Genomic DNA, 22,918 nt, shown 5'->3' on the forward strand with positions numbered 1-22,918 from the left:
GGCGAATCGGCCAAGCGGCGGGCCTGGCAAGGCGCCGGAGCATCCTCGCGCTCCTCATTCAACACCGTGGGTCGTCTGTGGATGTTTCGGCAACGCAGCCAGGGTCGTCGATCGGCCGATTCGCCCCCAACATGGGATCAGCCGCCCTCTGAGGTTCGCGGCCGCTCGGCGGGTGAAAACGCCGGGCGGCGCGTCCGCTTTCGGAATCAATCGCTGCTGCCCCTCCTTGCGCCGGCCGCTGCCCGCGCTAGGGTGAGCCGGGAAACTTAAGACCGCGGGAGCTCGGAACCGACCGGGCTGAGAGGGCGACTGGCCAGGCAAGAACCTTGCCGCTGTCCGTTGTCGCCGACCGCAAGAACCTGTCCGGGTAATGCCGGCGTAGGGAGAGTGGGGCGAGCGTGTCCGCGATTCGCAAGACTTACCTGATCAGCAGCATCTCCTCCGGGGAAATCCGCGTCCCGATGCGTGAGGTCGTTCTGTCGACCGGTGACAGCGTCGTGCTGTACGACACCTCGGGTCCTTATACCGATTCCGCTGTGACTACTGACGTGCAGGCTGGGCTGCCCAAGCTCCGGGAGCCGTGGATCACCGCGCGCGCCCAACACGCCCAAACTCACCAAGGAACACAGCCTCCGCTAACGCAACTGGCTTACGCGCGCCGCGGCGAAGTGACCGCGGAGATGGAGTTCATCGCGCTACGCGAGGGCGTCGCGGTCGAAAAGGTGCGCGACGAGGTGGCCGCGGGGCGCGCGGTCATCCCGGCCAACATCCGGCACCCGGAGATCGAGCCGATGGTGATCGGCGAGGCATTCCTGGTGAAGGTCAACGCCAATATCGGCAACTCCGCCGTCACCTCCTCGATCGAGCAGGAGGTGGAGAAGATGGTATGGGCGACCCGCTGGGGCGCGGACACCATCATGGACCTGTCCACCGGACGCGACATCCACCAGACCCGCGAGTGGATCCTGCGCAACTCTCCGGTCCCGGTCGGCACCGTGCCGATCTATCAGGCTCTGGAGAAGGTCGGCGGCAAGGCCGAGGAGCTGTCCTGGGAGGCGTACCGGGACACCGTCATCGAGCAGTGCGAGCAAGGCGTCGACTACATGACGGTGCACGCCGGAGTCCGCCGCGACTATGTGCCGCTGACCGCGCGCCGCAAGACCGGGATCGTCTCGCGCGGCGGCTCGATCCTCGCGGCCTGGATGATCGCGCACGGCCGGGAGAACTTCCTCTACGACCACTTCGCCGAGCTGACCGAGATCCTGCGCGAGTATGACGTCACCTATTCCCTCGGTGATGGCCTGCGCCCGGGATCCATCTACGACGCCAACGACGAGGCGCAGTTGGCCGAGCTGAAGACCCTCGGCGAACTGGGCCGGATCGCCCGCGAGCTGGACGTGCAGGTGATGATCGAAGGACCCGGACACGTACCGATGCACAAGATCCGGGAGAACGTGGAGCTGCAGAAGGAGCTGTGCGATGACGCGCCCTTCTACACCCTCGGCCCGCTGACCACGGACATCGCCCCCGGATACGACCACATCACCTCCGCGATCGGCGCGGCGATGATCGGCTGGTACGGCACCGCGATGCTCTGCTACGTCACCCCGAAGGAGCACCTGGGCCTGCCGGACCTCGAGGACGTCAAGCAGGGCATGATCGCCTACAAGATCGCCGCGCACGCCGCGGATCTGGCCAAGGGCCACCCCGGCGCACAGGCCTGGGACGACGCGCTGTCCGACGCCCGCTTCGAGTTCCGCTGGGAGGACCAGTTCAACCTGGCGCTTGACCCGGCCACGGCGCGGTCCTTCCACGACGAGACCCTGCCTGCCGAGCCCGCGAAGCAGGCCCATTTCTGCTCGATGTGCGGCCCGCACTTCTGCTCAATGCGCATCACCCATCAGATTCGTAGCGCGGCCGCGGCGCCGGTCGGGTAAGACTGGTGCCGTGCATGAGGACGCAAACGCGGAGCGGCGGCGACTGAAGGCGGCGGACGACGGGACAGAGCCCTGGCGCGAGTGGGGCCCTTACCTATCGGAGCGCGCGTGGGGCACCGTGCGGGAGGACTACAGCGCCGAAGGCGACGCCTGGCGCTACTTCCCGTTCGAGCACGCGCGCTCTCGCGCCTACCGGTGGAGCGAGGACGGCCTGGCCGGGCTGTGCAACCTCAACCAGGACTGGTGCTTCGCGCTGGCCTTCTGGAACGGACGCGACCCGATCCTCAAGGAACGTGCCTTCGGCCTGGCCAACGCCGAGGGCAACCACGGCGAGGACGCCAAGGACTACTGGTGGTACGAGGACGCGACGCCGACCGGTTCGTGGCTGCGCTGGCGCTACCACTACCCGCAGGCCGAGTTCCCGTATCAGCAGCTGCGTGAGCAGAACGCGGCGCGCGGCAAGGACGACCCGGAGTACGAGCTCGTCGACACCGGGATCTTCGCCGGCGACCGATACTTCATCATCACCGCCGACTACGCAAAGGCGGCGCCGGACGCCTACGCCATGCGCATCACAGTCGAGAACGCCGGACCGGATCCCGCAACGCTGCACGTCCTGCCCCAGCTATGGTTCCGTGACATGTGGTCCTGGGGCCGCGCACCGGACATCGAGGACGCGGTCGATACCGCGGGGCTGATGATCACGGGGGAGCCTGGTCGGCTGACCGCGACGCACCCGCACCTCACCGCAAGCCTGGCACTGTTCGATGGGTCGGGAGCGGAGCCCGTCGCGCTGCTGTGCGACAACGAGACGAATGCCGCGGTGCTGTTCGGCTCCGAGAACCGGACGCCCTACTCGAAGGACGGCATCGGCGACCATGTGGTGAGCGGGGCAGCGACAGTCAATCCGAAGAACGTCGGCACGAAGGGCGCGTTGCACTACGTGCTTGACCTCGCAGCCGGCGAGCGGCGCGAGATCAACCTCTGGCTCGCCGCCGAGAGCGCCACGCTGCCCGACCACGCCGCCACCCTGGCCGAACGCGAGCGCGAGGCCGACGAGTTCTACGCGGAACTGACCCCCTCCGGCACGACCGCTGACGACGCCAGGATCATGCGCCAGGCATTCAGCGGCCTGATCTGGTCGAAGCAGTTCTACCACTACGACGTGCACCGCTGGCTGCGCGGCGATCCGGCGCAACCGCTGCCGCCCGACCACCGTGGGCACGACCGAAACGCCGGCTGGGACCACTTCTGGGCCCGCGACGTGCTGCTGATGCCCGACCCCTGGGAGTACCCCTGGTTCGCCTCCTGGGACCTGGCCTTCCACTGCGCCGCGATGGCCGAAATCGACCCCGGCTGCGCGAAGGAGCAGCTCTACACCTACCTCTCGCAGCGCTATCAGCACCCGAACGGCCTGTTCCCCGCCTACGAGTGGGACTTCGACGACATGAACCCGCCGGTCTTCGCCTGGGCCGCGCTGCGGGTGCACCGGGCCGTCGGCGGCGACCGCGAGTTCCTGAAAGCCTGCTTCCACAAGCTGCTGCTGAACTTCACCTTCTGGGTCAACCGCAAGGACGAGGGCCAGGACAACATCTTCGAGGGCGGATTCCTCGGCCTGGACAACATCGGGGTCTTCGATCGCTCCCGGCTGCCGGTCGGCGGCGTGCTGGAACAGTCCGACGGCACCGGCTGGATGGCCTCCTACTGCCTGTACATGCTGGAGATCTCCATCGAGCTGGCCGCGCAGGAACCCATCTACGAGGAGATGGCCTGCAAGTTCGCCGAGCACTACGCCTACATCGCGAAGGCGATCAACGACTGCGGGCTCTGGGACGAGCAGGACGGCTTCTACTACGACCGGCTGCGCCGCGACGGGGACGAGGCGGTGGTCATGCGGGTGCGCTCGATGGTCGGCACGGTGCCGCTGGTCGCCGCGATCGCAGTAGACGCCGATACTCTCAAGCGGCTGCCGCGCTTCACCGAGCACCTGGCGGAATTCACCACTCGACGCCCCGAGTACGCCCGCGCGATCACCAGGCCGCACGCCGCCGGCGGCATCGTGTTCTCGCTGGCCGACGACGTGCAGGCGAGCCGGATCCTTCAGCGGCTCAGCGACACGGCGGAGTTCTTCTCCCCGCACGGACTGCGCTCGCTCTCCCGCTACCACCTCGACCACCCGTTCTCCGTCGAGCTCGACGGCTACACCGCGAGCGTCGACTACGAGCCCGGAGAATCCCGCTCAGGGATGTTCGGCGGCAACTCCAACTGGCGCGGACCGGTCTGGATGCCGCTCAACTATCTGGTGTACGAGGCGATCCGCCGAGTCGGTCCCGCCCTTGCCGTGACCGCGCATCCGACGCCTAACGTGCCGGACGTGGACCGGGCCGGATTCGCGGAGGAACTGCGGCAGCGGCTGATCGGGATCTTCCGGCTCGCCGAGGATGGCACGCGTCCGGTACTCGGACCGGTTGGAACAGGCGCTCCGGAAACAGACGCCGCGATGCCTGCCGAGTCAGCCCTCTTGCAGGCGGACCCCCGGTGGCGGGACCGGCCATGGTTCTTCGAGTACTTCCACGGCGACACCGGCAAGGGCCTCGGCGCGTCGCATCAGACCGGGTGGACCGCCTTGATCGGTTCACTGATTCGTAACCAGCCGTCTGGTTTTCCTGTGCGCTGACCTGGGCATGTTCCCCAAGAAAGGGTGGGCAAGAGGCGCACTGGAGTGATAGCAGCGCTCGACGGCGCACTCCCGTGGCCCGTGTTCCGCGTCTCGCACATTCGGGGACGGCGTGATTTTGATCAAACACACACAGGACCGCATCGACGGTCGGGGGCACACCGTCAGGGAACTGTTCACCGGACGTAGGTACGGGCTCGAACATTATCAGCGCGAGTACGACTGGAGCCGGACCCACGTCGGCGATCTCCTGCGGGATCTGTCCGGCCGCTTCCTGGAGCAGTGGCGTCCCGACCACGATCGCGAGGATGTCGCCGGGTACCGGCCCTACTTCCTCGGACCCTTCGTCACCTATCCCGCGCCGGGCGTGTCATACCTCGTCGACGGTCAGCAGCGTTTCACGACCCTGCTTCTGCTGCTGATCCACCTGCGGCACCGGCTGACCGACTACGAGGACCACGCCGGCGCGGCCGTGCTGGACAACATGATCTGCACGGTGCAGTACGGCGTGCCGACCTTCACCGTGCACGTCGACGAGCGCGAGCCGGCGCTGCGTGCGCTGCGGGCCGGGCGCGACTTCCCGGTCACCGAACTGACATCGCTCGCGGTGCGCACCATTTGTCAGCGCTACCGCGAACTGGTCGAGGACTTCCCGGCCGCCCTGCGCGGCGAGGCGCTGCCTTTCTTCGTGGACTGGCTCCTGGAGCGAGTGTTCCTGGTCGAGATCACCGCGCGGGACCGAGACCACGGCTGGGAGATCTTCGAGTCGATGAACGACCGGGGCGCCCGGCTGACCCCGCTCGACCTGCTCAAGTCCTTCCTGCTCTCCCGCGCGGACAAGGACCACAGCGCGCTGAACGCGATCTGGCGGCGCACCATGTCGCAGCTCGCGGTCACCGACGACCAGGCGCCCGGCGATTTCGTCAAAACCGTGCTGCTGGCCAGGTACGCGCCCGCGGACCCGGCCACCGCGGAGCGGATCTCTACTGCGTTCCACGAGTGGGTACGGCAGAACACCGACGCGGTCGGCCTGGTGCGTCCGCGCGACTACCGCGTGTTCATCCGCGACACCATCAGGCCGCTGGCGGACCGCTACCGTGCGCTGGTCGAGGCGTGCGCTGCACCGACTAAGGGCCTTGAGCCGGTGTTCTACAACGCGGCCAACGGTTTCACCCATCAACTCACCCTGATCATGGCGGCAATCGGGCCGAACGACTCGGACACCGCGTTTCGCGAGAAGGCACGGCTTGTCGCGGCGTTCTGCGATCTGCTGCTGGCCCGCCGGATGGCCAACTACGCCGCGCTCCAGTCGGGCGACCTGGCCCGGCAGATCGGCGCTCTGATCGAGCCGCTGCGTGCGGCGCAGAGCCTTGACGCCGTGCGTGCGCTGCTCGCCGCCGAGGTGTGCGGGCTCGAACACGACTTTGCCGGGCTGGAGACCTTCGGGCTGCGCTCGGACAACCGCAAGCAGGTGCGCTACCTGCTTTCGCGGATGACCGGCTGGGTGGAAACCCAGTGCGGGCAACCTGATCTGATCGCCGACTACCTCGGCTTCGGGCCGTCCGGCCGGCCATACGAGATCGAACACATCTGGGCCGACCACTTCGGCCCCTACGCGGAGGAAGTCGGCACGCCGGAGCGGTTCCGCGTTGTGCGTAACCGATTCGGCGCGCTGTTGTTGCTGCCGAAGGAGATCAACGCGGCGTTCCGGGACGATCCGTACTCGCTCAAGGCAGAGCACTACCGCGCACAAAACCTGCTGGCCCGTTCGCTGCATCCGCTCTGCTACGAACGCAATCCGTCGTTTCGCAGGTTCGTACTACGCAATGGTTTGGCCGACTACTTCCGTGCGTATCCGCACACCTTCGGCATCACCTCGATCACCGAACGCCAGCGGCTATATCGCGCACTGTGCGAGCGGATCTGGGACCCGGAGCGGCTTGGTCTGGCCGCCCCGGCCGTCGAAGCGCAGCCGGCGTGAGTGAAGCGGTGACGGACGGGGTATCAGGGGATTCCTGATACCAGGAAAGGCTTCTGTATCAGGGAAGCTCTTTGGGTACGGAGGGAAGGCCGCACACCAGACACGGGCCGCCGAGGAAGAGGCCTGTGTCCAGGTTGACCGCGTAGCCCCCGGCGTACACCAGCGGACCGGTCACCGCCTGCGGCTCGATGCCGAGCAGCAGCGGAATCGGCGAGTGGCCGTGAACGAGTTGCCTGCCGCCGAAGGTGCGCAGGAACTCGCGAGCCGCTATCCCGTCGTCGGAGGCGAAGGCGAAACGCTTGGTCATCAGGTGGGTGAGACGGTCGATCTCCTCGACGTCCACCGGGTCGCTCAGGAGCTGCGCGATGCGCGCGTTCACCGCTTCCGCGGATTCGCCGAACTCGAGGTACCCGACCGTGTCGGCGTGCACGAGCAGGTGCCCGCCGATCAGCGCCATGGCCGGCAGCTTGGCGATCCACTCCAGGTGCGCGTCGGTCAGCCGGCTCGAGTCGGCGTCCTTGCCGCCGTTGCCGACCCAGCGCTCGCGAAAGAGCGCGTGGACGTCGTCGTCCCCGGACTGCATCAGCCGTAGCTTGCGGCCCGCGGGCAGATGCGCGGCGAGCAGCATGAGTTCGTGGTTACCGAGCAGGCAGCCCACCTCGCCGCCGTGGTCGGCCGCCTGTGCCTGCAACGACATGACCAGATCGAGCACGCCGATGCCGTCCGGGCCGCGGTCGGTCAGGTCGCCGAGGAACCAGAGCCGGGCGTCCTCGCCGATCCAGCGCTCCCGCTCGTCGATGAATCCGGCGCGGTACAGCGCCTCACGCAGCGGAGCCACGCAGCCGTGCACGTCGCCCACCGCGGCCACCGACTCGGACAGGTCAACCATGAGATGTGAGGGTAGTGGGAGAAAGCGGTCTTCCGGTATCCCTGCCGCGTGTGTCCGTATGCCGCTAACGTGCTGAGAAGGGTTTTGACGCCATGCGCGGGGACACGCGAGTGGGCGTTGATTACCCGTGGTTCAAAGGAGGTTGCCGATGGCCACGATCGGCCGGGCGGCACGTCGGGACGGTCCACCGCGCGCCGGTCAGAGCCTGCAAGCCGCTTATTCGCAGCGCTACGGCGCCTGGATAGCGGCGCGCCGCCGCTCAGCCGCGCTCTCCGCGCTGTGGTGGGGCCCGTTGATCGTGGCCGTCTCCATCGCCGCCGGCTTGTCGACGCATTACCCGCTGTTCGGCGTGCTGTACTTCGTGCTGGGTACTGCGGTGGTACTCGACGTGCTGTTCCGCAGACCCGACGCGCTGGTCCGAGTGCAGGCGCGGGCCGCGGCCGAGTCGGAAACCGGCAAGGCGCTGCGGGCCGTCGAGATCCGCGGCCGCGCGATGGTTCTGCACGACCGGGTGCTGACCGGGTTCGGCGAACCGATCGAGGTCGAGCACCTGGTGCTCTCTCCGCGCGGGGCCTTCCTCGTCGACTCGAAGCAGTGGCACGACCGCGACGTGCGGATGTTCGGCGCGATGATGTACGTGGATCACGTCGACCAGTCACCGATGTTCAAGCGTCTGGTCGATCAGTCTCGGGTGATCGGCGAGGCGCTAACGGCCGCCGCCGCGCGCGACGAGGAGGTCGGCATCGTCACGGTGCAGCCGGTCCTGGCTGTGCACATCGAGAAACTTCAGGGCACGCCGCGCAATATGCAAGGCGTGACTGTGCTGATCCCCGACCAATTGGCCTCGACGATGCGCAGTCCGGACGTGCGCTGGTCGGCCTCGGCGGTAAACAGCCTGGTCCTGGCGGCCGATCGGCTACTGCTGAGCAAGCAGCAGACCGGCTCCGTCTGATGCTCTGACCGGCTGCGCGCCGCGGTCGGCTTTAGCCGCTGCCGCTGCCGCCGGTTCCGGCTCAGCCTTCGGTGCGCCAGCGCTCTTCGATCCGGCCGAACTTCCACACCGCCAGCGCGACGACCCAGGTGGTGATGAAGAGGCCGACGATGACGAAGCCGACGGTGTTCAGGTTCAGCCCGGAGATCCAGGTCCAGAACGCTCCGGTGTAGTTGAGCTGCTGTGCGACCAGTCCCAGCAGTTCCACGGTGCCGACGATCAGCGCGACGGCCACCGAGAGCCCGGTGATGGTCAGGTTGTAGTACACCTTGCGCACCGGGTTGGCGAACGCCCAGCCGTAGGCGAAATTCATGAACGAGCCGTCGATCGTGTCGAGCAGACTCATCCCGGCCGCGAACAGCACCGGCAGCGAGAGGATCGCGTACCAGGGCAGCCCGGCCAGCGCGCTGGTCGAGGCCAGCACGAGGAAGGCGACCTCGGTGGCGGTGTCGAACCCGAGGCCGAAGAGCATCCCGACGGGGTACATCTGCCAGGGCTTGCGGATCGCCCGCATCACCCGGCCGAGCAGTCGGTTGATCAGACCGCGGTTGGCCAGGTGCTCCTCCAGCGCGGCCTCGTCGAACTCGCCGCGGCGCATCGCGCGGAACACCTTCAGGATGCCCCAGAGGATCACCACGTTGACGGCCGCGATCAAGTACAAGAACCCGCCGGAGACCGTGGTGCCGATCACGCCGGTGTAGTGGTGCAGCTGTGAGTTGTCGTCCTTGACCGGCCCGACCACCGCCTTGACCCCGAACGAGAGCAGCAGGGCCAGGCCGAAGACGATCGAGGAGTGCCCGAGGGAGAACCAGAAGCCGACGGACAGTGGCCGCTTCCCCTCGGACATCAGCTTGCGGGTCGTGTTGTCGATCGCGGCGATATGGTCGGCGTCGAACGCGTGACGCATGCCGAGCGTGTATGCGGTCAATCCGGTACCGACACCGAATGCGGTACCGCCGAGCGAGTAGTGCCGTGACTCGACAGACGCGATGATGCCCCAACCGATCACGTGCAGCAGCAGGATGAAACCGCCCATCCCGGACAGCCGGTACCACTCCGCGGGAGTAAGGGCGCTGCGTACGCGGCCTATCAGGCTCGTCTGGCGCCCGGAGGGGGCCGCTTCCACCGCTGTCACGGATTGGCTCATGAGGCCACTATTGCAAACTATTCGCATCTGCGGCTAGTAGGCAGATCCCTGGATGACCGCGCCGCGCCGAGGTCGTACGCTGAGCCGGGCGGCGAGTCCCGCCGGTTCTGAACGCGGAGAAAGCGGGCTGTGGTGAGCGATTCGACGGTGAGCGGCACGAACACGACCGGTGCCGAGCCCGGGCCCAGGCTGCGCCCGGCGGTTTCCGGGCTGCCTGCCTACAAGGCGGGTAAGGCTCCCGCGCCCGGCGAGGGACCGTCCTACAAGCTCGCCTCCAACGAGAACCCGTACCCGCCGCTGCCCGGCGTGCTCGAGGCCGCGAGCGCAGCCGCGGGATCGATCAACCGCTACCCCGACTTCGGCTCGGTCGAGCTGCTGAACGAGCTGGCGAGCTACTACAACGTGCCAGTCGATCACCTGGCGGTCGGCACCGGTTCGGTCGGCGTCGCACAGCAGCTGCTCCAGGTCACCGCGGGCCCCGGCGACGAGGTGATTTACGCCTGGCGGTCCTTCGAGGCGTACCCGATCCTGACTCAGATCGCCGGAGCGACCTCGGTTCGAGTGCCGCTGCGCGACGAGAAGCACGACCTCGACGCGATGGCCGACGCGATCACCGAGCGCACCCGCCTGATCTTCATCTGCACCCCGAATAACCCGACCGGCACCGTGGTGCACCGCGCGGAGCTGGAGCGCTTCCTGGAGCGGGTGCCCTCGGACGTGCTCGTCGTGATCGATGAGGCGTACCGCGAGTTCAACCGTGATCCCGAGGTGGCTGACGGCCTCGACGTATACCGCGATCGGGCGAACGTCTGCGTTCTTCGTACGTTCTCCAAGGCCTACGGCCTGGCGGGTCTGCGCATCGGCTTCGCGGTCGCGCACCCACCGGTGGCCGCGGCGCTGCGAGCCTGCGCGGTGCCCTTCGGGGTGAACCTGGTCGCTCAGGCCGCGGCAGTCGCCTCGCTGCGCGCCCACGATGCGCTGACTGAGCGGGTTGACGCGCTGGTCAGCGAGCGTGCCCGAGTGCTGGCGGCGCTGCACGCCCACGGTGTCGAGGTGCCGCACACCGAGGCTAACTTCTACTGGCTGCGGCTCGGCGACGCGACCGAGAAGTTCGCCGCGGCGTGCGAGGAGGCTGGCGTGACCGTGCGTCCGTTCGTCGGCGAGGGCGCCCGCGTCACCATCGGCGAGCCCGAGGCCAACGACCTGGCCGTCGCAGTAGCCGCGCGCTTCGCCTAGGCCGCACAGGGCCTGAGAGCGTACCGAGTCTGACCATAGTTCCGGGTGGGAACGTGTTAAGCGTTCGCCGTTAGCCCAATCGGACAAGTGTTGCCGTTCCCAAGATTTTGATGGGCGCTGTGTCCGGTGGGCACTGTTCGACGGATGCAACTGGTCGGTAACGTGATCCTCGTCAACGCGTTCGCCGGCCGACACCCGAGGCGGCGGCGCGGCGACCCGGCAACGATCCAACCGCGCCCGGCGATCCCGGGAACACGGAGCGACCGACCGGCGACGATCGGCCGCGGACGGCGAGTCCGCGGTGCACGCCGCCGTGCCGGCCGCCTTGAGGACGCAACCGCGGAAGACCTCCGTGGTCCTCGCCGACGATGAGGAGTGAAGAACGTGACGACACGGACCCCGGCGCGCTCCCGCCGGTCCGCGCAGGCCCCGGAACCTGAGCCGGTCCTCGTACCGGAGGCGGCCGCGGCCGATGGGTATGGGGCCGCCGAAGAGCTCCCGCTCATCCAGCTGCTCACCCCTGAGGGTGAACGCCGCAGCCATCCGGACTATCCGCTCGACGTGGACGCCGAGCAGGCCCGCGCGCTGTACCGGGACCTGGTCCTGGTGCGCCGGGTGGACGCCGAGGGCACCGCGCTCCAGCGCCAGGGCGAGCTGGGCCTGTGGGCCTCGCTGCTCGGGCAGGAGGCCGCCCAGGTCGGCTCCGGCCGGGCGATGCGGCCGGGCGACTTCGCCTTCCCCACCTACCGGGAGCACGGTGTCGCGTGGACCCGCGGCGTCCCGCCGATCAACCTGCTGGGCATGTTCCGCGGGGTGAACAACGGCGGCTGGGACCCGAACGAGAAGAACTTCATGCTGTACACCATCGTGATCGGCTCGCAGACACTGCACGCCGTGGGCTACGCGATGGGCATCCAGCGGGACGGCTCCGACGACGCGGTGATCGCCTACTTCGGCGACGGCGCCTCCTCGCAGGGCGACGTCAACGAGTCGTTCGTGTTCGCCGCCTCCTACAACGCCCCGGTGGTGTTCTTCTGCCAGAACAACCAGTGGGCGATCTCCGAGCCGACCGAGCGGCAGAGCCGTGTACCGCTCTTCCGCCGCGCCTCCGGGTTCGGTTTCCCGGGCGTGCGCGTGGATGGCAACGACGTGTTCGCGTGCCTCGCCGTAACGCGCGCCGCCCTTGACCGTGCTCGCACCGGTAACGGCCCGACCCTGATCGAGGCGTACACGTACCGCATGGGTGCGCACACGACCTCGGACGACCCGACCCGGTACCGCGGTAACGACGAGGTCGAACTCTGGCGCGCCCGCGACCCGCTCGCCCGGCTTCGCACATACCTGGTGCGTGAAGGCCAAGCCGACGACGAATTCTTCGCCGAAGTCGAGGCCGAGGCGGACGCCCTGGCTGCCGAGATCCGTGCCGGTTGCCTTTCGCTGCCCGACCCGCACCCGCTGAGCATGTTCGACTACGCGTACACCGGTCCGCATGCCCAGGTCGAGGCCGAACGCGAAGAGTTGGCCGCGTACCTCGACAGCTTCACCGACGAGGAGGCGGCCCGATGAGCCCCGCTGCCACCACCGCCTCAGACGCGCCTGCCGCTCCGGTCACCCTGGCCAAAGCACTCAACAAGGGCCTACGCCGGGCCATGGAGCAGGACCCGAAGGTCTTGCTCATGGGCGAGGACATCGGAAAGCTCGGCGGCGTGTTCCGGGTCACCGACGGCCTGCAGAAGGACTTCGGTGACGCGCGCGTCATCGACACTCCGCTGGCCGAGGCCGGCATCATCGGCACCGCCATCGGCCTGGCGCTGCGCGGCTACCGGCCGGTTTGCGAGATCCAGTTCGACGGCTTCGTCTTCCCGGCATACGACCAGATCACCACACAGGTCGCCAAGCTCTACGCACGCTCGCTCGGCAAGATGCGCGTGCCGATCGTCATCCGCATCCCTTACGGCGGCGGCATCGGCGCGGTCGAGCACCACTCCGAATCCCCGGAGGCGCTGTTCGCGCACACGGCCGGTTTGCGCGTCGTTGCGTGCTCGAACCCGGTCGACGGCTACTGGATGATCCAGCAGGCCATCGAGTCCGATGATCCCGTCATCTTCTTCGAGCCCAAGCGTAGGTATTGGGATAAGGCACAGCTCGACGAATCGGCCGGTCCTGCATACGGCTTCGACCAGGCGGTCGTCGTGCGGCCGGGTACCGACCTGACGCTCGCCGCGCACGGTCCGATGGTGCGTACATGCCTCGACGTCGCGCGTGCCGCCGAAGAGGAGGGCCGCTCGCTTGAGGTCATCGACCTGCGCACCATTTCCCCGCTCGATGTGAACACCGTCGTGGAATCGGTCAACCGCACTGGCCGGCTGGTGGTCGTGCACGAGGCACCGGTCTTCTTCGGGCTCGGCGCGGAACTGGCCGCCCAGGTGACCGACCGCTGCTTCTACCGGCTCGAAGCGCCGGTCGGCCGGGTCGGCGGCTTCCACACCCCGTATCCGCCATCCCGGATCGAGGAGACGTACCTGCCCGACCTTGACCGCGTGCTCGACGCCGTCGACCGCGCATTCGACCACTGAGAGAGGGGAGCCGAAGCATGGCTATCAAGCAATTCCGGCTGCCCGACGTGGGCGAAGGCCTGACCGAAGCGGAGATCCTGCAATGGGTCGTCGCGGTCGGGGACGAAGTGAAGGTCAATCAGACGCTGGTCGAGATCGAGACGGCGAAGGCGGCCGTGGAGCTGCCCTCGCCGTTCGCGGGCGTCGTGCGCGAGTTGCTGGTCGAACAGGGCAGCACCGTGGACGTCGGCACGCCGATCATCTCGATCGAGACCGCTGACGCGGGACCGAGCGGGCCCGGCCCGGCTGCTGCCGCACCGGCGGCGGTAAGCAATGGAACTTCACAGGGTTCGCAGGGCGGCGGCGCGGAGGGCAAGCGCGAGCCGGTGCTCGTCGGCTACGGCGTAGCGCACGGCTCTACCAAGCGCCGCTCGCGCAAGCCGGCCCCGTCGCAGGCGCATCAGGCCGCTGCGGTGTCCGCGCCCGCCGCTCCAGCTCCTCCGGCGACTCCGGCCCCCGCGCCGGCGCCGATCCGCGTCGAGCAGCCTCCCGCGCCCGAGCCGGTGACGACCCGTCCGACGTACGTCCTCGCCAAGCCCTTGGTCCGCAAGCTCGCCAAGGACCTCGGCGTGGACCTGACGACGATCGCGCCCGAACGCGAAGACGGCGTGATCACCCGCGAAGAGGTCGAGCGGGCCGCTGCGGGCGTATCCGCGCCGCCGGTCGGATCGCACCCCATGATCAGGCCCGCGGGCGAGACGCGCCGTGTACCGATCAAGGGAGTGCGTAAGGCCACTGCGGCCGCGATGGTGTCATCCGCGTTCACCGCACCGCACGTCACCGAATTCCTGACCCTCGACGTGACCCGCACTATGAAGCTGGTCACGCGGCTCAAGGCGCTGCCCGAGTTCGCGGACGTTAAGGTCTCGCCACTGCTCCTGGTCGCCAAGGCACTATTGCTCGCAGTAGCCAAGCACCCGGAGGTCAACGCCTCCTGGGACGAGGCAGCGCAGGAGATCGTGATCCACGGTTCGGTGAACCTCGGCATCGCCGCGGCCACCCCGCGCGGACTGATCGTGCCCAACGTCAAGGCCGCCGAGCAACTGTCGCTGCGTGACCTCGCCGTCGCGCTCGGACAGCTGACCGCGACCGCACGCGAGGGCAAGACAGCGCTCGAAGACCTCACCGGCGGAACGATCACGATCACCAACGTGGGAGTCTTCGGCGTGGATACCGGCACGCCGATCCTCAACCCCGGCGAGGCCGCGATCCTGGCTTTCGGCGCGGTCAAGCAGCAACCGTGGGTGGTCACCGACAAGCACGGCAAGGCGAAGATCAAGCCGCGCTGGGTGACCACGCTCGGCCTGTCCTTCGACCACCGCCTGATCGACGGAGAGCTTGGCTCGAAGTTCCTGCGCGACATTGGCCGCGTGCTCGCGGACCCGGTAGTTTCCCTGGTGTGAAGGCTGCACTGATTCAGTTCGACGTGGACCTTGGCCGCGCGCCCGAGAAGAGTCGCGAGTTGGCCGTGGCCAAGGTGCACGAAGCCGCCGAGGACGGAGCCGACCTGGTCGCGCTGCCCGAACTCTGGCTGCACGGGGCGTTCGACCCCGAGCCATGGCACGAGCGCGCCGAGCCGTTGCACGGCGAGACCGCGCAGCTGATGCGCGAGGCGGCGATGGACTGCGGCGTGGTGCTGCACGCGGGCTCGATCGTCGAGCGGACCCCGGACGGCAAGCTGTACAACACCTCGCTGGTCTTCGACGCCGAGGGCGAGCTGCTGGCCGGGTACCGCAAGATCCACCGCTTCGGCTTCGACCAGGGCGAGGCGGCGGTGATGTCGCCCGGCGAACACCTGGTCAGCTTCGATCTGCTCGACCTCGACGACTCGGTCATCACCAAGGTCGGCCTCGCCACCTGTTACGACGTGCGATTCCCCGAGCTGTACCGCGGCTTGCTCGACGCCGGTGTGCAGACGGTGCTGCAGGTAGCGGCGTGGCCGGCGCGCCGGGTCCAGCACTGGCGCACCCTGCTGCGGGCCCGCGCGATCGAGGACCAGATGTTCGTGCTGGCGTGCAGCGCGGTCGGCGCTCAGTCCGGGGTCGAGATGGCCGGGAATTCGATGGTGATCGATCCGTGGGGCGAGATTCTGGCTGAGGGCGGGACGGGTGAGGAGATCGTCTACGCCGAATTCGATCCCGGTAAGGTCGCCAGCACGCGCGAGAACTTCCCAGTGCTCAAGGACCGCCGACTGTAACGATCACTGCGCTCCGGTCCGATTACAATCGAACAATGCGCAACCTCAGGCAGCCCCGTGTCCGCGCGCCGAAACTGACCGGCCGCAGCTGGATCAATACCGCGGTCGACAACGCAGGGGTGGCCGGCGAACCGGACTTGTCCGGCCGGATCGTGCTGCTCGACTTCTGGACCTTCTGCTGCGCGAACTGCCTGCATGTGCTGGACGAGTTGCGTGAGATCGAGGCCGAGTTCGCGGACGTGCTGGTCATCGTCGGCGTGCACTCACCCAAATTCGTGCACGAAGCCGATCACGCCGCGCTGGTCGCCGCCTGCGAGCGTTACGACGTCAGGCATCCGGTGCTCGACGACCCGGAGCTGACCACGTGGAAGGCGTACGCGGTACGCGCGTGGCCGACCCTCAGTGTCATCGATCCCGAGGGCTATGTCGTCGCCCAAATGTCGGGCGAGGGGCACGCGCACGGCTTACGTACGCTGTTGCGTGAGCTCATCGCAGAGCACGAAGCTAAGGGCACGCTGCGTCGTGGCGACAGCCCATACGTGCCGCCACAGCCTGAGTCGACCGCCTTGCGCTTCCCGGGCAAGGTAATCGCCCTTCGCGATGATTCCGACGCCACCCGAACGTATCTGCTGTCTGACACCGCGCACCACTCAGTGGTCGAACTCGCAGCCGACGGCGAAACCGTTCTGCGCCGCTTCGGCACGGGTGAGCGCGGGCTGCTGGACGGCAAGCCGGATGAGGCGCGATTCAGCGAGCCGCAGGGCCTCTGCCTGCTCGACGAACACACCGCGCTCGTCGCGGACTCGGTGAACCATGCCTTGCGCGCGATCGACCTCGGCACCGGAGAGGTCAGCACGCTCGCCGGGACTGGTCGTCAATGGTCACAGGGCTCTGCGACCAGCGGCCCGGCGCGCGAGGTCGACCTCTCCTCGCCCTGGGATCTGGTCGCGGTGGACGGCCGCGTCATCATCGCGATGGCTGGCATCCACCAGTTGTGGGCCTACGATCCGGCGAACGATACAGTGTCCGTACTCGCTGGTACTACGAACGAAGGACTCGTAGATGGCCCGCTTGTAGAGTCCTGGTTCGCCCAGCCCTCCGGCTTGACCGCAGACGCGAACGGCAACGTGTGGGTCGCCGATTCCGAATCCTCCGCGCTGCGCCGCTTGGATCTCACCGCAGGAGCAGTCACGACGGTCGTCGGCCAGGGACTCTTCGACTTCGGGCTGCGTGACGGCGCCGCGGATCAGGCGCTCCTGCAGCACCCGCTCGGCGTCACCGCGCTCCCGGACGGCTCCGTCGCGATCAGCGACACGTACAACGGCGCTATCCGCCGCTACGACCCGGCCAACGGACAAGTCAGCACACTGATCACCGGCCTGCGCGAGCCCTCCGACGCGGTCCTCGCCGACGGCGACCTGCTCGTCGTCGAGTCAGCCGCGCATCGCCTCTCTCGCGTGCGCGTGCCCGAGGAGGCTCTGCGCGTCGAGTCGGCCGCGTACCGCACCCGGCGCCCCGCAACCGACCTCGCGCCGGGCGAACTGGAGCTGTCAGTGGTCTTCGAACCCCCGGCGGGGCAGAAACTCGATGAACGCTACGGCCCTTCCACCCAGCTCGTCGTGTCCGCCTCGCCGCCGCAATTCCTGCTTTCCGGAGCCGGCCGGGACACGCCGCTGCGTCGCACGCTCGTCCTGAACGAGGCGATCGAATCAGGTATCTTGCACGTCGCGGTCAAGGCAGCCTCCTGCGACGAACCGCCTGCCGGAATGTCCGAGAACGCCGAGGATTTCTTTCCCGCCTGCCACGTCCATCAGCAGGACTGGGGAATCCCGGTCCGGCTCGTCGCCGACGCGCCGAACCGGCTTCCCCTCATCCTGCGCGGATCAGAGTCCTGATCGTCAGCACTCTGATCAACGCGATTCAGTTCAGCCGCAAGAAAGCGGCCAGCGCCGCGGCGAGGCGCCATGGGTCGTCGGCGCCGCACAGCTCGCGCACCGAGTGCATGGACAGCGCCGGAACGCCGACGTCGAAGGTGGCGATGCCGAGCCGGGAGGAGGCGATCGGGCCGATGGTGCTGCCGCAGGGCTGATCGTTGCGGGAGACGAAGGTCTGCCACGGCACGTCGGCCGCCTCGCAGGCGCGGGCCCAGACCGCCCGGGTCGCACCGTCCGTCGCATAGCGCTGATTCGCGTTGACCTTGAGCACCGGGCCGCCGTTCGCCAGCGGTCGGTGGCCGGAGTCGTGCTTCTCCGGGTAGTTCGGGTGCACCGCGTGCGCGAGGTCGGACGAAGCCATGACAGAACCGGCATACGCTCTGGCGCGCGCGTCCACGCCGCCGCCGCGGCATTCGACAAGGCGTTCGAGGGCTGATTCGAGGAACGGGCCGGCCGCGCCGGTCGTGGAGAGCGAGCCGTTCTCCTCGTGGTCCATCGCCGCCAGCATCGGGATCGGGCCGTCAGCGATGCCGGTTTCCACGGCGGCGAGCAATGCCGTGACGCTCGCGTGCACGGACATCAGGTTGTCCAGCCGCGGCGCCGCGATCAGCTCGCGGTCGCGGCCGAGGTACGCCGGTGGGGCTACGTCGTGCACCATCAGGTCCCAGCCGAGCACGTCCTGCGCCTCGATGCCGTGCTCCTGCGCCACGAACTCAATCAGGTCGCCCTCGTCCGGGTCGCCGAGCCCCCAGATCGGGGTCAGATGCATCTGCGGGTTCAGCTTCAGGCCGTCGGCGTTCGCGCCCCGGTCGAGGTGTATCGCCAGCTGCGGCACCCGCAGCAGCGGCCGATCGATGCGCACCAGCCGCTCCGAGCCGTCGCGCAGGGCAAGCCGCCCGGCCAGGCCGAGGTCGCGATCCAGCCAACTGTTGTACAGCGGGCCGCCGTACACCTCCACCGCCACCTGCCGCCAGCCCAGCGCTCCGGTGTCCGGAACCGGCTTCACCCGCAGGTTCGGCGAGTCGGTGTGCGAGCCGATGATCCGGAACGGCCGGGACGGTTCCGCGTTCTCAGGCAGGTACCAGGCCACCAGCGCGCCGCCGCGGATCACGTACTGGCCGCCGGGCTGCGCGTCCCAGGCCGCCGTCTCGGACACCTGCCGGAACCCGCCCTTGTCCAGCAGTGACGCCGCCTCGGCCACCGCGTGATACGGGGTCGGGGAGGCGGCGAGGTACGTCAGCAGGTTGTCGGTGTGCGCGCGGTCGAACTGTGCCATGCCGCCCAGCTTACGGGCCGGGTTCCGGTGGCGATGCGGGGACTGTCTTCCACTGCGCGCCCAGGCCTCGCGGCCGCGGGTCAGAACGGAGCCGGAAGCAGCAATTCGACATTGCGGTCGGTGAGCGTGCCACGTCGACCGTCCGCCCCGGGCACCGAGCGCGTGCGCGATTGCCAGTCGTTGAGACCCAGCTCCCGAGACAGCGAGGCCAGGGCGATCGGCGAGTCGAGGTTGAATTTCGATCCGGCGCCTGGCGGAACGCAGGCCGGCGCCGCGTGATCGATGATCGTGCCGAAGACCGACAGCGTCCGATCGCCGTTGTCGACCAGCTCAACCAATCGCGACTGTTGCGGCCAGTCCACGTGCGATGCGGTGTTCAGCTCCCAGAAACCACCGGGGATCGGCGACTCCGGGTGCCGGCGATGCGGTACGACGCCGTTGACGTGCGTATGTCCGTTAACCCATAGCACCACGTTCGGGAACCGCAGCAGCAGGTCGCGTACCGCGTGGCCGAGTACCCGGTGCTCACCTGGCTCGCTCAGCCAGTTACCCATCGTCTCAGCTGTGTGATGGCTGAAGACCACGACGAGCCGATCTACACCGGCGCCGCGCACCAACTCGCCTTCCTCCGACAGGTACTGCGTGGCGACCGCGAACAGTTCGCTTTCCAGCCACAAGTACTGCTTCTCGTCCAGCGAGCCGTCCGCGCCGCCGTGCGGATTGACTGTGTCGAGCACCAGGCAGCGCATCGGCCCCGCATCAAAACCGTAGTAGGCCGTGTTCTCCGCGATGTTCTCGTGCGTGAAGCCGTGGCCGTCAGGCAGGCCCGTTGTCTTAAAGTGCTCCCGCACCATCCCGGCGCGATCAAGCAGCCGACGATCAGGGTCCGCCGATACGGTACGGAAGTCCCCTGCGATCAGCTGCTCGACAGCGTGCGGCGAGACGCTCGCGATGTCGATCGCCAAATGCACCAAGTCAGTGCCCGTGGGTAGCTCCACGGCCTTGTGGGTACTCGTCGCGTACTCGGTGCTCTCCGGAATGTGCGGCAGGTTGCCCTGGAGCAGCGCGTCGTGGTTGCCGTACGCCGAATACCAGGGCAGCGGCGCTCCGTCGGCGGCACGCAAACCCTGCGCATCGAACGGACGCCGTGACGCGTCCAAAAGGCCAGGCACTATCGGGAAGCCGTGCAGCGCGCGCGGCATGTCATCGATGCCGCCTTCGGGCGTCCCTTCCGGATGCCAATAGCGAACGTCGTACTTAACCCAGTCAGCTACGCCCTCGTACTTGGCCGGGTCGCCGGAATCGGGGCGGATCGGACCGCCGTCGAGCACGTCGATGAACCAGCGTGTCTCGTTGTACTGCGCGTTGTCCGCGTTGTCGCCGGTCGCGACCGCGAACGTGAGCGGCGCGCCGAAGGCCGGCCCGACACCGATCTCGTTGATGCGCTGCACCATCGCGTCCGCCACCTGAACGCTCAGCATCTCGTTCGAGCGGTACGCCCCACTCAGGTTGGCCAGGCCGGTGAAGCGCGAACCGGGATCGTTGTACCGGTCGAGGAATTCGACCCGCGCCGGGGACTGATCGTCCACCAGGTGAATGTCCGTCAGGTGCGCGAAGGCGGCGATCGGTGTGCGCTTCGCGGTGCCCAGCGCGGCCGTCACCGTCGTCTTGACCGGCCTGCTCGCCAGCTCTTCGCGCAGCAGATACGGCTCACCCGGCGCCGGCACGATCGGCCGGTAACCGCCGGGCCCAGCCTGACCGGCCAGCAGCGTCTCGGCGAGGGTGGTGCCCTGCGGCGCGGCCGGGCGGAAACCCGTGTCGGCCACCGCGACCAAGGGAAGGGCCGGGTCCGCCGGGTTCCGGACGAACAGGCCGATTATGATCTTGACGAAGCGTCGCAGCAGTCCCACCACGGCGCGCACGATACCCCTCTTCGAGCTCGGCCGGGGTCGGCGGCTGAATTCGGCGAAGCCCGCTGCGCGAAATCACGGTGCTCAAAATCACGGTGTTCAAAATCACAGTGCTCATAACCACAGCGCTCGACCAATCACTGCGTCGAACGATCATTGCGTTGAACTACCACCGCGCTGAGAACCAGGTCCCGCGGAAGGTGCTCATCCCTTCCGGGGACCCGGCCCGCACAGCCCGATCACCAATCCGACCGGGCGTTCATCACGCACTGACCGGACCGGCGCCGTCGCGAGGCGGCTAGAAAGCCTCCTCGGGCACGTCCATCAGCGCGTTGTCAGTGGCCTCCACGACTGCGCGCCGGGCGGCGAGCAGCGGCAGGATATGACGGGCGAACCAGCTCGCCGCGGCGACCTTGCCAGTGTAGAACGGCACGTCCTTGGCCGATGCCGTGGCGCTCTTCGCCAGCGCGACCGCGGCCTGCCTCAGCAGTAGCCAGCCGACCACCAGGTCGCCGACCGCGAAGAGGAAGTCGGTGGTGGACTGGCCGACCACGTGGATCTCCCGCGGGTCCTCAAGCGCCTTGGCCGCCTGGCCGAACATCACGTTCGCCATCGCCTCGACCTCGGCGAGCGCGCCGGACAGCGCCTCGCGCTCCTTCGCCAGCCGTTCGCCGCCGCTGCCAGCGTCCAAAAACGCCTGGATCTCGGACTTCAGGTGGGTGAGCGCCTGACCCTGGTCTCGGACGATCTTGCGGAAGAACAGGTCCATGCCCTGTATCGCGGTGGTGCCCTCGTACAGGGTGTCGATCTTCGCGTCCCGGATGTACTGCTCGATCGGATAATCCTGCAGATAGCCGGAGCCGCCGAAGATCTGCAGCGACTGGGCTAGTTGCTCGTAGGACTTCTCCGAGCCGTAGCCCTTCACGATCGGCAGCAGGAAGTCGTTGATCCGCTCGCCGAGTTCGTCCTTGCCGCCGGTGAGCCGGGCCGCGTACACCCGGTCCTGCCAGCTCGCGGTGTAGAAAACCAGGGCCCGCATGCCCTCCGCGTAAGCCTTCTGCTGCATCAGCAGCCGGCGCACGTCCGCGTGGTGGGTGATGGTGACCCGCGGCGCGTTCTTGTTGGTCGCCTCTGGTAGGTCAGGGCCCTGAACGCGGGTCTTGGCGTACTCCAGCGCGTTGAGGTAGCCGGTCGAGAGGGTGGCGATGGCCTTGGTGCCGACCATCATCCGCGCCATCTCGATGATGTTGAACATCTGGGCGATGCCGTCGTGCACCTCGCCGACCAGCCAGCCCTTGGCCGGGCGGTCGGCGCCGAACGTGACCTCGCAGGTGGTCGAGACCTTCAGGCCCATCTTGTGCTCGACATTGGTGACGAACGCGCCGTTGCGCTCGCCCAGGTCGCCGCTGTCCCAGTCGAACAGGTACTTCGGCACGATGAACAGCGACAGGCCCTTGGTGCCCGGGCCGTGACCCTCCGGCCTGGCCAGCACCAAGTGGATGATGTTCTCGCTGATGTCCTGGTCGCCGCTGGTGATGAAGCGCTTGACGCCCTCGATGTGCCAGGAGCCGTCCGCCTGCTTGATCGCCTTTGTGCGCCCGGCTCCGACGTCCGAACCGGCGTCCGGCTCGGTGAGCACCATGGTGGCGCCCCACAGCCGGTCCGCCATCAGCTTGGCGATCTTGCGCTGCTCCTCGGTGACGAGCTCCCAGACCACCCGGCCGAAGTCGGTGCCGGCCGCGTAGATCCACACCGCCGGGTTGGCCCCGAGCACCAGTTCGCCGGTGGCCCAGCGCAGCGAGGGCGGGCAGAGTGTGCCGCCCATCTCCTCCGGCAGGCCGAGGCGCCAGTACTCGGTGTCCATGTACGCCTTGAAGGAGCGCTTGAAGGACTCGGGCAGGGTGGCCGAGTGCGTCGTCGGGTCGAAGTCCGGCGGGTTGCGGTCCGCGTCGGTGAAGGACTCGGCCAGCTCCGTGACGGCCAGACGTTCGAGTTCGGCCAGGATCGTGCGCGCGGTCTCCACATCGATCTCGGGGTACGCGGCGGAGCCGTAATGGTTACCCGAGTCGAACACCTCGAAGAGGTTGAACTCGATGTCACGAAGGTTGGACTTGTAGTGCCCCATCGG

Annotated in this window: 15 protein-coding genes; 10 read left to right on the top strand and 5 right to left on the bottom strand. The window is 67.9% G+C overall.

Features of this window, described 5'->3' with window-relative positions:
* Positions 1-398 precede the first annotated feature (398 nt).
* The 3 genes from thiC to VN779_RS04270 all read left to right on the top strand — a co-directional run bounded on the left by thiC (position 399) and on the right by VN779_RS04270 (position 6,595).
* Entirely contained in the window at positions 399-1,937 is a 1,539-nt protein-coding gene (gene thiC / locus VN779_RS04260) for a phosphomethylpyrimidine synthase ThiC (RefSeq protein WP_325720323.1), read from the top strand.
* Between the two features lie 10 nt (positions 1,938-1,947).
* A complete protein-coding gene (locus VN779_RS04265; protein WP_325720325.1) occupies positions 1,948-4,614 on the top strand; it encodes an MGH1-like glycoside hydrolase domain-containing protein in 2,667 nt (888 codons plus the stop codon).
* 118 nt (positions 4,615-4,732) lie between these two features.
* Positions 4,733-6,595, top strand: coding sequence for a DUF262 domain-containing protein (locus VN779_RS04270; RefSeq protein ID WP_325720327.1), 1,863 nt, complete (start codon positions 4,733-4,735; stop codon positions 6,593-6,595).
* Positions 6,596-6,653: 58 nt separating this feature from the next.
* Here VN779_RS04270 and VN779_RS04275 read toward each other — a convergent pair whose 3' ends face one another.
* Positions 6,654-7,484: a metallophosphoesterase family protein gene (locus VN779_RS04275; RefSeq protein WP_325720331.1), complete on the bottom strand. Its 831-nt coding sequence runs from the start codon at positions 7,482-7,484 to the stop codon at positions 6,654-6,656.
* Positions 7,485-7,632: 148 nt separating this feature from the next.
* Here VN779_RS04275 and VN779_RS04280 point away from each other — a divergent pair, with 148 nt between their 5' ends.
* Entirely contained in the window at positions 7,633-8,436 is an 804-nt protein-coding gene (locus tag VN779_RS04280) for a nuclease-related domain-containing protein (protein WP_325720333.1), read from the top strand.
* 61 nt (positions 8,437-8,497) lie between these two features.
* Here VN779_RS04280 and VN779_RS04285 read toward each other — a convergent pair whose 3' ends face one another.
* Positions 8,498-9,622, bottom strand: coding sequence for a HoxN/HupN/NixA family nickel/cobalt transporter (locus VN779_RS04285; protein WP_325720335.1), 1,125 nt, complete (start codon positions 9,620-9,622; stop codon positions 8,498-8,500).
* Positions 9,623-9,769: 147 nt separating this feature from the next.
* Here VN779_RS04285 and hisC point away from each other — a divergent pair, with 147 nt between their 5' ends.
* From hisC to VN779_RS04315, 6 genes are all read left to right on the top strand, one after another.
* Positions 9,770-10,858, top strand: coding sequence for a histidinol-phosphate transaminase (hisC, locus tag VN779_RS04290; protein ID WP_349260637.1), 1,089 nt, complete (start codon positions 9,770-9,772; stop codon positions 10,856-10,858).
* Between the two features lie 375 nt (positions 10,859-11,233).
* Complete coding sequence (gene pdhA / locus VN779_RS04295; RefSeq protein WP_414639573.1) at positions 11,234-12,424, top strand: pyruvate dehydrogenase (acetyl-transferring) E1 component subunit alpha; 1,191 nt, start codon at positions 11,234-11,236, stop codon at positions 12,422-12,424.
* On the top strand, positions 12,421-13,434 hold the full coding sequence (locus VN779_RS04300) for an alpha-ketoacid dehydrogenase subunit beta (RefSeq protein ID WP_325720340.1): 1,014 nt from the start codon (positions 12,421-12,423) through the stop codon (positions 13,432-13,434). The genes pdhA and VN779_RS04300 overlap by 4 nt, the downstream gene beginning before the upstream one ends.
* Positions 13,435-13,451: 17 nt before the next feature.
* Complete coding sequence (locus tag VN779_RS04305; RefSeq protein ID WP_325720342.1) at positions 13,452-14,876, top strand: dihydrolipoamide acetyltransferase family protein; 1,425 nt, start codon at positions 13,452-13,454, stop codon at positions 14,874-14,876.
* Entirely contained in the window at positions 14,873-15,670 is a 798-nt protein-coding gene (locus tag VN779_RS04310; RefSeq protein WP_325720344.1) for a carbon-nitrogen family hydrolase, read from the top strand. Before VN779_RS04305 ends, VN779_RS04310 begins: the two co-directional genes overlap by 4 nt.
* Before the next feature lie 35 nt (positions 15,671-15,705).
* Positions 15,706-17,565 (top strand): NHL domain-containing thioredoxin family protein, encoded by a 1,860-nt coding sequence (locus VN779_RS04315; protein WP_325720346.1) that lies wholly within the window; start codon positions 15,706-15,708, stop codon positions 17,563-17,565.
* A gap of 25 nt (positions 17,566-17,590) precedes the next feature.
* Here the strand turns inward: VN779_RS04315 and VN779_RS04320 are convergent, their stop codons facing one another.
* The 3 genes from VN779_RS04320 to VN779_RS04330 form a co-directional block, all read right to left on the bottom strand.
* A complete protein-coding gene (locus tag VN779_RS04320; protein WP_325720348.1) occupies positions 17,591-18,880 on the bottom strand; it encodes a M18 family aminopeptidase in 1,290 nt (429 codons plus the stop codon).
* Positions 18,881-18,960: 80 nt separating this feature from the next.
* Entirely contained in the window at positions 18,961-20,802 is a 1,842-nt protein-coding gene (locus VN779_RS04325) for a TIGR03767 family metallophosphoesterase (protein ID WP_325720350.1), read from the bottom strand.
* A gap of 286 nt (positions 20,803-21,088) precedes the next feature.
* Complete coding sequence (locus tag VN779_RS04330) at positions 21,089-22,915, bottom strand: acyl-CoA dehydrogenase (RefSeq protein ID WP_325720351.1); 1,827 nt, start codon at positions 22,913-22,915, stop codon at positions 21,089-21,091.
* Positions 22,916-22,918: the final 3 nt, after the last annotated feature.

The organism is Actinocrinis sp., assembly GCF_035605935.1.
In the GTDB taxonomy this organism is placed as follows: domain Bacteria; phylum Actinomycetota; class Actinomycetes; order Streptomycetales; family Catenulisporaceae; genus Actinocrinis.